This is a genomic window from Streptomyces sp. NPDC044984, assembly GCF_040646935.1.
Lineage (GTDB): Bacteria > Actinomycetota > Actinomycetes > Streptomycetales > Streptomycetaceae > Streptomyces.
In genome coordinates, this window is sequence record NZ_JBEZBE010000027.1 from 57914 (window position 1) to 71842 (window position 13929).

Annotated in this window: 13 protein-coding genes and 1 pseudogene; 6 read left to right on the plus strand and 8 right to left on the minus strand. The window is 71.7% G+C overall.

Annotated features, from left to right (window positions below; genetic code table 11):
- Positions 1 to 37 precede the first annotated feature (37 nt).
- Positions 38 to 1198: a pentapeptide repeat-containing protein gene (locus AB0A94_RS26805; protein ID WP_361748486.1), complete on the plus strand. Its 1161-nt coding sequence runs from the start codon at positions 38 to 40 to the stop codon at positions 1196 to 1198.
- A gap of 14 nt (positions 1199 to 1212) precedes the next feature.
- On the opposite strand, the pseudogene AB0A94_RS26810 reads toward AB0A94_RS26805, so the two are convergent.
- Positions 1213 to 1632, minus strand: a pseudogene (locus AB0A94_RS26810) (integrase core domain-containing protein); the annotation flags it as partial.
- A gap of 129 nt (positions 1633 to 1761) precedes the next feature.
- Positions 1762 to 2655 carry an SDR family NAD(P)-dependent oxidoreductase gene (locus tag AB0A94_RS26815; RefSeq protein WP_361748367.1) on the minus strand — a complete coding sequence of 298 codons (894 nt, stop codon included), beginning with the start codon at positions 2653 to 2655 and terminating at the stop codon, positions 1762 to 1764.
- 105 nt (positions 2656 to 2760) lie between these two features.
- Here AB0A94_RS26815 and AB0A94_RS26820 point away from each other — a divergent pair, with 105 nt between their 5' ends.
- A complete protein-coding gene (locus AB0A94_RS26820) occupies positions 2761 to 3381 on the plus strand; it encodes a TetR/AcrR family transcriptional regulator (RefSeq protein ID WP_361748369.1) in 621 nt (206 codons plus the stop codon).
- Between the two features lie 242 nt (positions 3382 to 3623).
- Here the strand turns inward: AB0A94_RS26820 and AB0A94_RS26825 are convergent, their stop codons facing one another.
- Positions 3624 to 4520, minus strand: a complete 897-nt coding sequence (locus AB0A94_RS26825; protein WP_361748372.1) for an RNA polymerase sigma-70 factor — start codon at positions 4518 to 4520, stop codon at positions 3624 to 3626.
- Positions 4521 to 5072: 552 nt separating this feature from the next.
- Positions 5073 to 5510, minus strand: a complete 438-nt coding sequence (locus tag AB0A94_RS26830; RefSeq protein WP_361748374.1) for a hypothetical protein — start codon at positions 5508 to 5510, stop codon at positions 5073 to 5075.
- 212 nt (positions 5511 to 5722) lie between these two features.
- Here AB0A94_RS26830 and AB0A94_RS26835 point away from each other — a divergent pair, with 212 nt between their 5' ends.
- Positions 5723 to 6604, plus strand: a complete 882-nt coding sequence (locus AB0A94_RS26835) for an endonuclease/exonuclease/phosphatase family protein (RefSeq protein ID WP_361748376.1) — start codon at positions 5723 to 5725, stop codon at positions 6602 to 6604.
- Positions 6605 to 6625: 21 nt separating this feature from the next.
- Here the strand turns inward: AB0A94_RS26835 and AB0A94_RS26840 are convergent, their stop codons facing one another.
- The gene (locus AB0A94_RS26840; protein ID WP_361748378.1) at positions 6626 to 8164 is read right to left on the minus strand and encodes an MFS transporter; all 1539 of its coding nucleotides are present in this window, start codon (positions 8162 to 8164) and stop codon (positions 6626 to 6628) included.
- A gap of 228 nt (positions 8165 to 8392) precedes the next feature.
- Here AB0A94_RS26840 and AB0A94_RS26845 point away from each other — a divergent pair, with 228 nt between their 5' ends.
- Positions 8393 to 8839: an SRPBCC domain-containing protein gene (locus AB0A94_RS26845; RefSeq protein ID WP_361748380.1), complete on the plus strand. Its 447-nt coding sequence runs from the start codon at positions 8393 to 8395 to the stop codon at positions 8837 to 8839.
- Positions 8836 to 9198: a metalloregulator ArsR/SmtB family transcription factor gene (locus tag AB0A94_RS26850; RefSeq protein ID WP_361748382.1), complete on the plus strand. Its 363-nt coding sequence runs from the start codon at positions 8836 to 8838 to the stop codon at positions 9196 to 9198. Before AB0A94_RS26845 ends, AB0A94_RS26850 begins: the two co-directional genes overlap by 4 nt.
- 442 nt (positions 9199 to 9640) lie before the next feature.
- Here the strand turns inward: AB0A94_RS26850 and AB0A94_RS26855 are convergent, their stop codons facing one another.
- On the minus strand, positions 9641 to 10690 hold the full coding sequence (locus AB0A94_RS26855; RefSeq protein WP_361748384.1) for an LLM class flavin-dependent oxidoreductase: 1050 nt from the start codon (positions 10688 to 10690) through the stop codon (positions 9641 to 9643).
- Between the two features lie 258 nt (positions 10691 to 10948).
- Here AB0A94_RS26855 and AB0A94_RS26860 point away from each other — a divergent pair, with 258 nt between their 5' ends.
- Positions 10949 to 12178 (plus strand): NAD(P)/FAD-dependent oxidoreductase, encoded by a 1230-nt coding sequence (locus tag AB0A94_RS26860; RefSeq protein ID WP_361748387.1) that lies wholly within the window; start codon positions 10949 to 10951, stop codon positions 12176 to 12178.
- Here the strand turns inward: AB0A94_RS26860 and AB0A94_RS26865 are convergent.
- Positions 12100 to 12717 carry a TOPRIM nucleotidyl transferase/hydrolase domain-containing protein gene (locus tag AB0A94_RS26865; RefSeq protein WP_361748389.1) on the minus strand — a complete coding sequence of 206 codons (618 nt, stop codon included), beginning with the start codon at positions 12715 to 12717 and terminating at the stop codon, positions 12100 to 12102. The two genes, AB0A94_RS26860 and AB0A94_RS26865, sit on opposite strands and share 79 nt — an antisense overlap.
- A 70-nt stretch (positions 12718 to 12787) precedes the next feature.
- Positions 12788 to 13870: a lytic polysaccharide monooxygenase gene (locus tag AB0A94_RS26870; protein ID WP_361748391.1), complete on the minus strand. Its 1083-nt coding sequence runs from the start codon at positions 13868 to 13870 to the stop codon at positions 12788 to 12790.
- Between the last annotated feature and the right edge of the window lie 59 nt (positions 13871 to 13929).

Here is a 13929-nt window from a genome sequence, read left to right on the forward strand (position 1 = left end):
TGATCGTCTTCTGAGCGGAGCCTAGGCTCCCATGCCCATGGAGACGGGGGAACCGGACCGCGGGCGGCGCACACGGCACGAGGGGCTGGTCGGACGTCGGATAGCCGCAGGTCTGCTGGTCGGGGCGGGGCTGGTCGTCCTGGGCACGGTGTTCGCCGTACTGCCGGGGGTGGTGGTCGACCACGATCTCGCCGGGGCGAACGTCGCCGCGCAGGATCGGCTGAAGGCGGTGAACGATGTCCGTACGACGCTTCTGCAGGTGGTCGGCGGCCTGGTCGTGCTTTTCGGCGCGTACGCCACCTGGCGGCAACTGCGGGTGAGCCAGGACGGGTTGCGCGCCACCCAGGAGGGCTACGTCACCGACCGATTCAGCCGGGCCGTCGACCAGCTCGGCAGCGACAAGCTGGATGTGCGCATCGGCGGATTGCACGCGCTGTGGCGGATCGCGGAGCAGTCCGCCCGCGACCGGGAGGCCATCATCTCCATCCAGGCCGCGTACCTGCGCACACACCTGCCCTGGCCGCCCGCCGGGCCGGAAGCACCGGCGGCGGACGTGCCCATCAACGACATCGCGCCCCTGGAGACTCGCGCCGCCGACGCCCAGGTGGCGCTGACCGCGCTCGGCGTGCTGTGCCGGCACCGGGAGCAGTCCTGGGTCAATCTCAGCATCACCGACTTGCGCCGGGCCGACTGCGACGGACTGTGGTTCCCCGAGGTCAACTTCGACCGCGCCTGCATGGAGGCGGCGGGCCTGTACCACGCCAATCTGACCCAGGCGTCCCTGGTCTCGGTCAACCTGCGGCACGCCGACCTCACGACTGCGATTCTCCGCCGGGCTCGCTGCGTCCTGGCCGACCTACGGGCCGCGAAGCTGGTCGAAACCGACTTGCGTGACGCCGACTTCACCGAGACCGACCTGCGCGAGGCGAACCTGCGCAAGGCCGACGCCCACGGCGCGGTCTTCCACCGCGCCGACCTCCGCATGGCCGACTTGCGCGGCACCGACTTGAGCACCGCCGACCTCGCCGAAGCACGCCTGACCGGCGCCCTGGCCAGTGAGCACACCCGCTGGCCCGCCGGCTTCGACCACACGGCCGCCGGGGTCGTCGACACCGAGGACCCCGGGCCCGAACCCTCGCCCCTGCTCCAGCCGCCCGGGATGACGTGGCAGGCACCGCCGCTGCGGTCCACTCCCTGACCAGGACGCGCCGGGCGGCTGTCGGGTGGCTGGCCCTTCAGCGCGGTGTGTCCGCGGTGGTGATCGTAGGTGTGCAGCCACTGCGGGAACGCTTCGCGGCGCCCGGCTTCCGACGGGTAGGGGCGGGCGTAGGCCCACTCGCCGAGCAGGGTGCGGTCGAAGCGTTCGACCTCGCCGTTGGTCTGCGGGCGGTGGGGCCGGGGGCGTCTGCGAATGATGCCGGAGGCACTGAGCGTCTGGGCGAACAGCCGTGATCGGTAGCAGGAGCCGTCGTCGGTCAGGACGCGCTCGACGGTGAAGCCGTGCGCGGCGAAGAAGGCGTTCGCACGCTCCCGGAACGAGGCCGCGGTTTCCCTGCGTTCGTCGGTCAGGATCTCGTCGCGGGCGAGTCGGGAGTGATCGGCGACGGCCGTGTGGACGAGGCTGTAGCCGATCACGGGATTGCCGCCCGTGCGGGCGCAGGCGGCGGCCTGCCGATTGCCACGGGTCTGCCGGCGCGGACCCGGTCGACGAGGAGGCGTCCGCCGTGGACGGTCAACCGCGCGTTGAGGTGGGGCACGGGCTCAGCTTCTGCCCGTCCCGCGCTGGGGAGCGGGCGTGTTTCGCCGAGAACGTTGACTCGCCGAGAGTGTCCTGTCCATCAGGCGGTCGGGCAGGTGGCGGGCGAGGGGGATGATGAAGGCGGCGTCCAGGCCGAGCGTGTACCGCGTGCGCGGCCGGGTTTTCGTCGCCACTTTGGCGATCTTGGCTCCGGCTTTCTCGGCGGGCACCGCCCGCTTGAGGAAGGCGGCGTTCGAGGCAACGGTCGACCTGACGAGGTTGCCGTACAGGCGCTGGTGCTCGGGGCTCATCCTGTCGACGAATTCCAGGGAGATGTCGCCGCTGTGGGCTGCCATCTCGGTCTTGACGCCGCCCGGTTGGACCACGACTACCTGGATGCCCTGCGCTTTGACCTCGCGGCGCAGGGCGTCGCTGGCCGCTTCGAGTGCGAACTTCGTTCCCGCGTAGGCGCCGAAGATCGGGAGTGCGGCGATCCCGCCCACTGAGCTGATGTTCACGATCCTGCCTCGGCTGTGCCGCAGGAACGGCAGGAGCTGCTTGATGACGGCGATGTGTCCGAACAGGTTGACCTCGAACTGTTCACGCCACAGCTCGAGCGGCAGTACCTCGACGGGTGCGTTGATCTCGATCCCGGCGTTGTTGACGAGGGTGCGCAGCGGGCGCTGCTCGGGGTCGTCGGCGATGCGCTGCGCGAGGGCTTCGATGTGCTGGGGAACGGTGATGTCCAGCGTGACGGGCTCCACGCCGTCGGCGCGGATGGCGTCGGCCTCCTCGCCGGTGCGCACACCGGCGAGGACGTGGAATCCCATCGAGGCGAGTTCGTGCGCTGTCGCGGCCCCGATGCCCGTTGCGGCCCCGGAGACGACCATGAGCTCTTTGTTGTGCGACTGCGTCATGACAGGAGGCCTCTTCGGGAAGGGAGGGAGGAATCAGGCACGGCCTCAATGTAGACACTGGCAACAATGCTGTCAACGGCAACATTGGCTCGATATGCTGGCTCCATGCCTGAACCTGCTGGACATCGGTCCTACCATCACGGAAACCTCCGGGTTGCACTCCTTGACGCGGCCGAACGCAGCCTGAGAGCACACGGAGCCGACCACCTCTCACTCCGGGACCTGGCCAGGGAAGTCGGCGTCAGTCACGCTGCGCCGCGCCGGCACTTCGCGGATCGCCAGGCGGTGCTCGACGCCCTCGCGGAGGCCGGATTCGTTCGCCTGGGCGCTGCCCTGCGCGCCGCACTGACCGCGAGTGAAAGCGCGCACGACTTCCCCACACGTGTGCGGGACGCCGTATCGGCCTATGCCCACTTCGCGACCGAGAACGCCGCGCTCTGCGAGCTGATGAACACCAGCAAGCACCATCCGGGAGCGACTGCGGTCACCCAGGCTGCCGCGACCGCGTTCGGGCAGATGATCAACCTGATCGAAGAGGGGCAAGCGCGCGGTGAACTCGAACAGGGCGATCCCGAACAGGTCGGGCTCATCCTCTACGCCACCGTTCAAGGCATCACCGCCATGGTCAACAGCGGCGCGATCAGCACGGAGCAGCTCGACGGACTCGTCGACACCGCGGTGTCCCAGTTCCTGCGAGGCGCCCGTCCCCTCCCCGACTGTCAGTGAAGTCTGTCGGCCACCACTCCCGCGCCATCGGGCCGGCCATGACGCGCGTGTGACGGTGTCGTCCACCAGGCCGGCGCGCAGACAGGACGCTGAGCGTCCGCCGCAGGAGGGACGGCACGATCCATCCCCAGGCGCAGGGACGACAGGGGAGGAGCAGCGCCTTGACCGCAGGCCTCGTCGCCCTTGTCGGCAACGCTTGTGGTCGATGAAGCCGTCGCCCGGAGCCCGTACCGGGGAGCGGTTCAGCCGCTCAGGGATGCCACATAGGGAGACAACTTCTCCGGGTTCATCACCCACATGATCCGGTCGATGCCGTCCGCCGACACGTCGACGGACAGCAGGGCCACGGCGTCCTCACCGACGGAGACGAGCACGGCCGGCCGTCCGTTGGCCTCGACCCAGCGCGTCCGCGCCGGCGGCCAGAACCGCGGCGCGAAGGCGGTGAGGTACTTGGACACGTGGTCACGTCCCACGACCGGGATCCTCGAGGCGCCCCGGATGCCTCCGCCGTCCGTGTAGCTGACGACGTCGGCGGCGAGGAGCTTCTCCAGCACCGCCAGATCGCCCGTCTGCGCGGCGGCGAGGAACACCTCCAGCAGGCGCCGGTGATCGGCGGGGCTGACGGGTTCCTTGCGTTCGGCGGCGAGGTGCTTGCGCGCACGGCTCACCAGCTGCCGGGTGTTGGCCTCGCTGGTCTCCAGGATGTCCGCGACCTGCTTGTACGGGTAGCCGAAGGCTTCCCGCAGTACGTAGGCGCCCCGCTCCAGCGGGTTCAGCCTCTCGAGCAGGAGGAGGACCGCCAGTTCCAGCGCCTCGGCGCGCTCCGCACCCATCTGCGGGTCCTGGCTGGTGTCGACCGGCTCGGGGAGCCACGGCCCGACGTAGGACTCCCGCCGCACCCGCGCGGACTGCGCGACGTTGACGGCCAGTCGCGTGGTGATCGTGGTCAGGAAGGCCGTGGGCTCGTGGATGCCGGCGCGGTCGGTGTTCTGCCACCGCACCCATGTCTCCTGGAGGACGTCCTCGGCTTCCGCGGAGCTGCCGAGCACGCGGTACGCGATCCCGAACAGTCGCGGACGCGCCGCGATGAAATCCCTCGTGGCCCGCTCGAGGGAATCGGTGCCGTCCCCAGTGTGCATGGTCGCCCCTTCCGGCTCCTGCGCGGCCATGCTACAAGCCGGTTCAGCGGGGTGCGCCCGGGGAACGTGTGAGCCCGCGCACCGCCACGGGCCCGCGACGACACACCGTGTCCCGGCACCCATGTCACACATGCGTGCCGCACCCGGTCCCTCACCGGTGAACGGTTCCGGGATCCGCAGAGAGCGGTCGTGAACGCCGCCGATGTCGTGTACGGCCTGCTGACAGCCCTGTTCGCGGCTGCGGCCGCGGCCGTCCGCGGGAGCTCCGTCATTGACGCGCTGCATGCCGAGCCTGCGTGAGACGGCACGAACGCACCGGTCACACCGACCGCACCGACCGCAGCGCACGTGACGTACGACGGGGCGCCGCCGTACGCCTCTGGCGTGCCGTGTCACAGACGGCGTGCCCGTCCGGTCCATAGGGAGGCAACGCACAACGACTCGGCACCGTGAGGAGAGAGGGCGGACGATGAGCGGCTCGGACCTGCGGGGACTTCCCCGGACCGTTCCGGTATCGGGGCCCGCCGATGAGCACCGTCACCGTGCTCGCGCTCATCCGCGCGACGTACCCGGCCGGGCCCCGTTGAGCCGGTACAGGGCCGCGCCGTGGGTGGGCAGTTCGACGCACAGGTGACGGCCGTCGTGCGGGACGCCGGTACGGGTCCGCAGTTCCCGCACGCGGTCGTCCGGGCGGACGCCGACGGAGCCGAGCGGGACGGCGGTCCGCCGGGGGACGTCGGCCAGGGAGAACACGGTGGCGTAGCGGGTGCGTCCGTCGGTGTCCCGGGCGGTCCACAGGACGAGGTCGTCCTCCCGCAGGACCTCGCGGTCGTCCCGGCTGTGCCACAGGACGTCCGACGCCTCGTCGCCGGTGAGCGGTTCGACCGTCTCCCGCGGGCTGGTGGGCAGGTCGCCGCCCGTCATCAGGGCGAGGACCTCCTCCTCGGTCACCGCGGTGTCGTAGCAGTCCCAGCCGTTCCAGCCCGACACAGACGTACGCGGGCGGGCGTTTCACGGCGGTGCACGGAGGGATTCTGACAGACCGTCGGTCCGGCGGCGCCGGCGAGCACCCGGTTCCCGACGTGTCCGCCGGTTCCGTCACCCCGTCACCGACGGCGGCGGTACGGTGCTGCGGCGACCGGCGGGAGCCCCGGCGGAACGCACTGTGCCGGTCCTCCCCTCCCACCCGACCTGGAGAAGGCATGAAGCCCGGATTCCGGTGTTCAGTCCGCCCAGTCCGCCCCGTCCGTGCCGCCGCCGTGCTCGCCGCCGCCCTGCTGGCCACGGCCGCACCGGCCACGGCCGCCGGCGCCCCCGGGCCGGACGCCCCCGCGGTGCCGCTGCGGGTGGCGACGTACAACATCCACGCCGGGGCCGGCGAGGACCAGGTCTTCGACCTCGACCGCACCGCGGCGGCCATACGGGACCTGCGCGCAGACGTCATCGGCCTCCAGGAGGTCGACGTCCACTGGGGCGCCCGCAGCGACTTCACCGACGAGGCGCGCGCACTGGCCGAGAAGCTGGACATGCGGGTGTTCTTCGCACCGATCTACGACCTGGACCCGGCCGGCGAGGGCGGCGAGCGCCGGCAGTACGGCGTCGCCGTGCTCAGCCGCCACCCGGTGCTCGACGCCGAGAACCACGAGATCACCCGGCTCTCCACGCAGACACCCGATCCGGTGCCGGTCCCGGCTCCCGGCTTCGCCGAAGTCGTGGTCGGTGTGCGGGGCGCGCGCGTGCACGTCTACACTACGCACCTGGACTACCGGGCGGACCCCTCCGTCCGTGCGGCCCAGGTGGCGGACATGCTCGGCGTACTGGCCGCCGACCGCGGACCGAAGATCCTCGTCGGCGACTTCAACGCCGAGGCGACGGCCCCCGAATTGGCGCCGCTGTGGGAGCGGTTGCGGGACGCCGCCCCCGACGGCGGCGGGACGTACCCGGCGGCCGTCCCGGTCAAGCGCATCGATCTGGTGACCGTCTCCCCGGACATCCGGGTGACCGGCGCCCGCACGGTGGCGACGGAGGCGTCCGACCACCGGCCCGTGGTCGCGGACCTGAGGGTCCCCCGACGCGGCCACTGAACCGGCCACCGGCGGACTCGCTCATCCGCCCTGGAGGCGCCGCAGGTCGGAGGGGCGGACCTGGACGGCCACGGCGGCGATCAGCGCGGCGAGCACGGCGAAGACCGCCGCCGTGACGAAGGCCGCCGAGACACCGGAGGTGAGGACCTCGTCGGCCCAGGGCGGCGGCAGTTCCCCGGTGCGCCGGAAGCGCACGCGCTCGGCGGGGGCCGCCTGCCGCAGGAAGCGCGGGATCTGCTTCGCCGCCTCGTCGGCGCTCGCCGTACCGAACACCGTGACCAGGATGGACAGACCGAGCGAACCGCCGACCTGCTGGGTGGCGTTGAGCAGGCCGGAGGCCGCGCCGGTCTCCTGGACGGGCACGTCGGACAGCGCCATGAGCGTCAACGACACGAACTCCATGCCCATGCCGAGGCTGAAGACCAGCATCGGACCGAGGACGCTGCCCGCGTAGGTGGAGTGGACGTCGGTCAGGGTCAGCCAGGCCAGGCCGGCCGCCGCCAGCACACCGCCCACGACCATGAAGGGTTTGGGGCCGTACACGGGCAGGAACCGCGAGGCCGCCCCGGCACCGATCGCGATGACCGCGCTGACCGGCAGGAAGGCGAGTCCGGCCTGGAGGGGGCTGAAGTCCAGCACGTTCTGCACGAAGAGCGTCAGGAAGAAGAACATGCCGAACATCGCCGCGGCCAGGCACAGCATGATGCCGTACGTGCCCGCGCGGTTGCGGTCGGCGAACATGTGCAGCGGGGTGATCGGCTGCCGGGATCTCCGCTCGACCAGGACGAACCCCGCGAGGACGACGACGGCCGCGGCGAACGACGCCAGCGTGAGCGCGTCCCGCCAGCCGTCCTGCGCGGCCCTGATGAACCCGTAGACCAGCAGCACCATGCCCGCCGTGGAGGTCAGCGCGCCGGTGACGTCGAAGCGGCCCGGGTGGCGCTCGGACTCCCTGATCCAGCGCGGTGCGGCGAGGGCGATGAGCAGGCCGATCGGGACGTTGACGAAGAGCACCCACCGCCAGTTCAGCCACTCGACGAGCACCCCGCCGGCGAGCAGCCCGATGGCGCCGCCGCCCGCCGACACCGCGGCGAAGACCCCGAACGCCCGGTTGCGTTCCGGTCCTTCGCGGAAGGTCGTGCTGATCAGGGCGAGGGACGTCGGTGACGCGATGGCCCCTCCGACGCCCTGGAGGGCGCGGGCGCCGAGGAGTTGACCGGAGTTCTGGGCCAGTCCGCCGAGCAGCGAGGCCAGCACGAAGAGCAGCACGCCGGCGATGAAGACACGCCGTCTGCCGAGGATGTCGCCGGCCCGGCCGCCGAGCAGCAGTAGACCGCCGAAGGTGAGGGTGTAGGCGTTGACCACCCACGACAGGCTGGTGGTGGAGAAGTCCAGGGAGCGCTGGATCTGCGGCAGCGCGATGTTCACGATGGTGATGTCCAGCACCACCATCAGCTGACACGACGCGATGACCAGCAGCGCCATCGCGTTTCCCCCGCCGCCGGTGTCCCGGGCGGCGCGCTGCGCTGCGGAGACCGTTCGCGGATTGCTTCTGGTCATGCCGGGTCGCCCTTTCGGGAGTCCACCGTTCGACCGTACGCGCGCGTCCGGACGCCTACCACTCGATCACACCAAGGGTCAGGACCCGGTCCGGCCGGTTCGCCGGGTGCCGTGGACGACGGGCGGGACCACTCGGCCCGCCCACCGTGGCGCAACCCTCGGGTTGCGCCTGAGGGGTCGATGTGCAACCGTGGAGTTGCACTCAATGGCGCACTGAAGGAGTTTCCGATGAGTGAGGACCGGATCGAACGCGAAACCCTGATCGAGGCCTCGATGGAGAGGGTCTGGTCGCTGGTGGCCCAGCCCGGATTCTGGGTGGCGGACAAGGCGAGCCTGCCGGGCACCGTGGCCAGGGAGGGCGAGGTGCTGGTGGCGAAGAACCCCGAGCACGGCGATTTCCCCGTGCGGGTGGAGAAGGTCGAGCCGCCGACGTATCTGGCGTACCGCTGGACCAGCGCCTTCCCGGGAGAGGAACTGCGCGAGGACAACAGCACCCTGGTGGAGTTCACGCTGACGCGGGAGGGCGACCGGACCCGTCTGCGCGTCGTCGAGAGCGGCTTCACGGTGCTGGCCGGGTCCGAGGAACTGCGCAGCCGCAACCACAAGGACCACAGCGAGGGCTGGCCCTTGGAGCTCGACGCGCTCAAGTCGCGCGCCGAAGAGCCGTCGATGTGACGGGCGAGGACCGCGGCGGCGTCGCGGACGTCGACAGCGTCCTCGGCGCGCTGTCCGACCCCACGCGACGGCAGCTGCTGGACGTGCTCGCCGCACAGGGCGAAGCCACCGCGACACGGCTGGCCGAGCGGCTGCCCGTGTCACGACAGGCGGTGGTCAAGCACCTCTCGGTACTGGACGCCGCCGGGCTGGTCACCGGCCGCCGGACCGGTCGTGAGGTGCGCTACACCGTGCGCTCCGCGGCGCTGGACGCGACGGCGCGGTGGATGGGCGCGCTCGCCGCCGACTGGGACCGTCGGCTGGCGGACATCAAGCGCGTCGCCGAGGCGGCCGAGGCGGCGGAGCGGGATCCGCGTTAGCACGCGCACACCGGACCGCCGCGTCCGCGCCCCGGTGCGCGGACGCGGCGATGACGAGGCGCATCGGGTCGCAGCGGCGTACTCCTGCCACCCGGACCCAGGTGCGCGATCACCTGCCGGGCACGGTGCCGGCCGACCCACCCGGCCGGCACCGGCCGTTCACGCCGCCTGCGCGCAACCGCGCAACCCTCTCCGTTCGCGCCCGTCTGGATCACCGAGATGGTGCGCCGGCAGCACGACGAGTAGGAAGGGGCGCGCTCGTGCCCGTGCCGTCACTCCGCAAGGACGTCGAGACCTCGGGGCGACTTGGACGGCACCGTGGGACCATCGAGCGCGCCACGGCCCGGGTGGCCGGCTCGGCCGGGGCGTTCCACGTCGGGGCCGATCGGGGAACCCCGGCGGTGGTGCGGCTCACTGTCGGGGTGCGGTCCCGGTGCCCACCTCAAGCCAGCACCGGCATGATCTCGTCGTGTATCAGGCGCAGTTGGTCGTCGGCGTCCGCCACGCCGGCCAGCTCCCGGCCGGTGAAGGCCCGCACCAGCCGCCGGTCGGTGAGGGCGCAGATGACGTGGTTCACGCCGCTGGGCGCGATCTGGGTGCGGATCTTCTCCGCGCACTCGGCCGGCGTGCCCGCGACGGACAGCCGCTCGGCGACCTCCGGCGTGGTGAGTTCGATGCCCCGTGCCAGATCGCCGGCGCCGATCGCCTCGATCACCGGTTTCAGCTCGGCGGGTTCCACACCGTTGCGGCGCAGTTGCTCCTCGGGCATGGAGGAGGCGTAGATGCCCACCATGCTGCGGGCCGCCTCCTTCGCCGCCCGGGAGTCGGGCCCGGTGGCGAACACCACCCAGGCGCCGATGTCGAGGGAGCGCCAGTCCTTGCCTGCCCGTTCCGCGCCGGCCTTGATGTGACGGACCGCGTACGCGTAGGCCTCCGCGGTGTAGCTCAGTGCGTGGTGGCATCCGTCGGACAGTTCGCCGGCCGCCTCGAAGGACCTGGGCCCCCGCATCGCCCCGAGCTTCAGGGGCACGCGCCGCTGGACCGGGCGGGCGAAGGTGAACAGCCCGTCGTAGGAGTAGAACTCGCCCCGGTGGGTGATGGTGCCCTCGTCCAGCAGCGTCCGCACCACGTGCAGCGCCTCCTTGACGCGGGACAGGGGCCGGGTCCGGGTCCAGTCGATGCCGTACTGCGCCAGGAGGCCGAAGTTGCCGCTGGACAGCACGGCCTCGGCGCGACCGCCGGAGAGTTCGTCGAGCGTGGCCAGGGCCTGTGCGATCAGCGTCGGCTCGCGCAGGGTGACGGGGGAGACGCTGGGCCCCAGGCGGATGGTGCGGGTCTGGCCGGCGGCCGCGGCGAACAGCAGCCACAGGTCCTTGTGCCAGGTCTCGTCCGCGGCGTAACAGGCGTAGAAGCCCAGCTCGTCGGCGAGTCTGATGGACGCCAGCGAGTCCTGCAGCGGGTAGTCGGGTAACAGGGCGTAGCTGAACCTCATGGGCGCGTCCTCTCCGGCCTCGGCCGATCGGTCACCGACCCGCCCAGTGTCCAGGCCGGTCCGGTACCTGGCCAGGGTGCGCGCGCCCTTGCGTTCTTCCGGCGAACAAGGTCCACACCCGCTTCACACCCGGTGCCGGTGAGGTGCCACGCAGGAGCGAGACGTGTTCCCCCGCTTGCCGCACCTATCGAATTTCGATAATTTTCCATCGTGATTCGATCGAAGCGTCCGCCTTCGACGGCCCGAAGGAGCACAGCCATGCCCACAGCAGCCCGCACCCGCGAAGACACGGCCGAAACGGATGTGCTGGTGGTCGGTGCGGGACTGGCCGGCCTCCACGTCGCCACACTTCTCGCCCGGCGGGGTCACGACGTGCTCCTGGCCGAGCGGCGGACCAACCTCGCCGGTGCGATCCGCACCACGGGAATCTTCGTACGGAAGACGCTGGACGACTTCCCGCTGCCTGACGAACACCTCGGGCCGCCGATCCGGCGCGTGGTGCTCTACCCTCCCGGCCTGCGCCTCCCCGTCAGCCTGGTCAGTGACCGCGACGAGTTCCGGGTGGGCGACATGGCGCCGCTGTACGAGGCGGCGGCCACGGCGGCGGTCGAGGCCGGCGTGCGGCTGGCGCTGGGCACGCGCTACGCCGGCCGGGAAGGCGGCACCTTCCGCCTGGTGGGCCGCGACGGCCCGGCCGCGGTCCGGGCGCGCTTCGTCGTCGGAGCGGACGGGGCCCGCTCGAGCGTCGCCCGCGACCTCGGCCTCGACCGCAACCGCCGGCTGCTGGTCGGTGCCGAAGAGGTCTTCGAGGTGCCCGCGAACGGCGAACCGCCGACCTTCCACTGCGTCCTCGACCCCTCGCTCGCCCCCGGGTACCTGGCCTGGGTGGTCAACGACGGGCGGCACGCCCATGTCGGGGTCGCGGGCTACGCCGACCGCTTCCCCCGGGGACTGCGCCGCGCCATGGAGGAGTTCGGCACCTCGGCCCCCGGACTGGCCGGCGTGGACCGGCCCGAGTCGGTGGAGCGGCGCGGGGGCCCGATACCCGTCGGCGGAGTCCTGCGCCGCATCGCCTGTGCCGACGGGCTGCTCGTGGGCGACGCGGCCGGCGCGGTCTCCCCGCTCACCGCCGGCGGTCTGGACCCGTGCCTGCGACTGTCGGAGCTGGCCGCCTCCGTCCTCGACGCCGCACTGCGGTCGGGCGGGGCGGACCCCCTCGCCCACTACAGCGGAGCCACCCTGCGCGCACAGTTCCGGGGCCGCCTCACCCTGCGCAGAGGCCTGGCGCACCTCCGGACACCGGCCGCGGCCACAGCGGCGTTCGCCGTGCTGCGCACGCCGCTCGGCCGGGCCGCGGCCGCCCGCGTCCTGTTCGGCGACCGGTCCTTCCCCGACCCGTCGCCCGTCGGTCAGAGGCTGGTGAGCAGGTCGTCGAGCGGGGCGGGCACACGCTCGGGGTGGAGCGCCTCGACGAGGACGCGACCGTAGTGGATCTTGCGGCCCTTCTTCGTGCCGAGGAAGCGCCGCAACCGCTGCTGTGCGGTGCGTTCCCGCTGGGCGGGCTGGCTCAGGAAGGTCCGCAGGGGGCGCAGATCGCCCTCCGCCCGTATGAGCTCTTCCACCCGCGTCACCCCCAGCGCGCGGATGAGTTCGTCCTCCAGGTCCGCGGCGCAGACGAAGAACTCCTGCCGTGCCGCACCGGCCCGCTCCCACCCGCGGGCGTAGTAGCCGCGTTCGCCCTCGTCGCACAGTCCCGTGAGGCGCAGACCCAGGCCGGGCGGTCCGAGAAGGCGGGCGAAGCGCCCGACGTTCATCGCGCCGCCCATCGGCAGCACGCAGACACCCTCGGCCGCCAGGTCCCGGCCGCGGCCCGCGGCCAGCGCGCCCACCGCCGCGGCGTCGCTCAGTCCTTCGAGCAGCACCACCGTCCGGACGCCGAGCCGCGCGGCCAGCTCGCGCGCGGGGTCGCCGGGACCACCGGCCGCCCACGTGGTGACCGCGTCCCGGAACGACTCCATGTCAGTCATGGGGGAAGTCTCGGCCCTTTCCGGGCGGCACCGGTAGGGATTTTCCGCCGGTGCCGCCCGTCGGGGCCGGCTACGGTGCCACGCAGCCGATCGTTCCCACCGGGAAGTCGTTGCCCGACGACGTGGCGGTGAAGCCGAACGTCACACTCCCGTCGGGGTTGATCACACGGTTGTGATCGACGTTCCGCACCGTCACCGTGCCGTCGGAACCTCTGGTCAGGGAGCCGTTCCACGCACTGCCGATCGTGGTCCCGGAACCGGGCTTCCACTGCACGGCCCAGCCGTTGAGCGGCGACGTCCCGTGGTTCATCACCTGGACCGAGCCCTGGAAGCCGCCGTCCCAGGAGTTCACCACGTTGTAGACGGCCATGCAGGAGCCGGTGTGCGTCGGGGGGTCCGTCGGGTCCGGGGTCGGGTCCGGGGTCGGCGTGCCGCCCGAGCCCCGGATGCCGGTCACCTCGCCGTTGCCGCCGTCGAAGACGACGTCGGAGCAGGAGAAGAAGTTCTCCTGGCTGTCCGAACGCACCCACTGCATGAAGATCAGCGCGTCGCCGGAGCGCCCGGAGGGAAGCTTCAGGTCCCAGTGGTAGTGGCCGCCGTTGGTGCCCGGTGAGCCCTGCTGGGGCGGATTGGTGACGGTCTGGATGAGATCCAGGTCGTCCCAGCCCAGCTGCGAGGTGGGCGACCAGCCGGGCTTGGTGAGGTAGACCCGGAAGTCACCGGGGTGCGCGGCCCAGTTGCTGTACTTCACCTTGACCGTCGCTCCGGACGTCAGATGCGTCCGGGGCCAGTCCGCGCGGGCCGCGTTGTAGGCGGAGAAGTCGTACGGGGAGCGGTCACCGGCGCTGCAGAGCGTGCCGTCCGGGACGTAGCCGGCGCCCCGTCCCGCCGCCTTGGAGTCGAGGACGGCGAACCAGTTGTACAGCGCCGACGCGCCGCTCTGGTTCAGCGCGTTCCGGCACGCCGGGTTGGTCGGGTCCAGCCCGCCGGTGCCGGTGACGGCGTCCAGCTGGCAGAGGTAGGTGCGTGATCCGGGCATCATCGCCACGCCGTGCGCCTGTGCGTCGTTCTGCCAGAGGAAGCTCAGGCCGAGCCCTCCGAGGAGGGTGGCCAGTACTGCTGCCAAGGAGACGAATCTCCGTCGTAGGGCCATGGGATCTCCTGTGCCGGTGGTGGATGGGGCGGACAGGTGCGGGGGAGTGGAGACCCCGC

What these genes read in the sequence shown, in the direction of transcription:
- AB0A94_RS26805 (WP_361748486.1), top strand. Translation starts at nt 38, where the DNA reads ATGGAGACGGGGGAACCGGACCGCGGGCGGCGCACACGGCACGAGGGG.
- AB0A94_RS26815 (WP_361748367.1), bottom strand. Translation starts at nt 2,655, where the DNA reads ATGACGCAGTCGCACAACAAAGAGCTCATGGTCGTCTCCGGGGCCGCA.
- AB0A94_RS26820 (WP_361748369.1), top strand. Translation starts at nt 2,761, where the DNA reads ATGCCTGAACCTGCTGGACATCGGTCCTACCATCACGGAAACCTCCGG.
- AB0A94_RS26825 (WP_361748372.1), bottom strand. Translation starts at nt 4,520, where the DNA reads ATGCACACTGGGGACGGCACCGATTCCCTCGAGCGGGCCACGAGGGAT.
- AB0A94_RS26835 (WP_361748376.1), top strand. Translation starts at nt 5,723, where the DNA reads ATGAAGCCCGGATTCCGGTGTTCAGTCCGCCCAGTCCGCCCCGTCCGT.
- AB0A94_RS26840 (WP_361748378.1), bottom strand. Translation starts at nt 8,164, where the DNA reads ATGACCAGAAGCAATCCGCGAACGGTCTCCGCAGCGCAGCGCGCCGCC.
- AB0A94_RS26845 (WP_361748380.1), top strand. Translation starts at nt 8,393, where the DNA reads ATGAGTGAGGACCGGATCGAACGCGAAACCCTGATCGAGGCCTCGATG.
- AB0A94_RS26855 (WP_361748384.1), bottom strand. Translation starts at nt 10,690, where the DNA reads ATGAGGTTCAGCTACGCCCTGTTACCCGACTACCCGCTGCAGGACTCG.
- AB0A94_RS26860 (WP_361748387.1), top strand. Translation starts at nt 10,949, where the DNA reads ATGCCCACAGCAGCCCGCACCCGCGAAGACACGGCCGAAACGGATGTG.
- AB0A94_RS26865 (WP_361748389.1), bottom strand. Translation starts at nt 12,717, where the DNA reads ATGACTGACATGGAGTCGTTCCGGGACGCGGTCACCACGTGGGCGGCC.
- AB0A94_RS26870 (WP_361748391.1), bottom strand. Translation starts at nt 13,870, where the DNA reads ATGGCCCTACGACGGAGATTCGTCTCCTTGGCAGCAGTACTGGCCACC.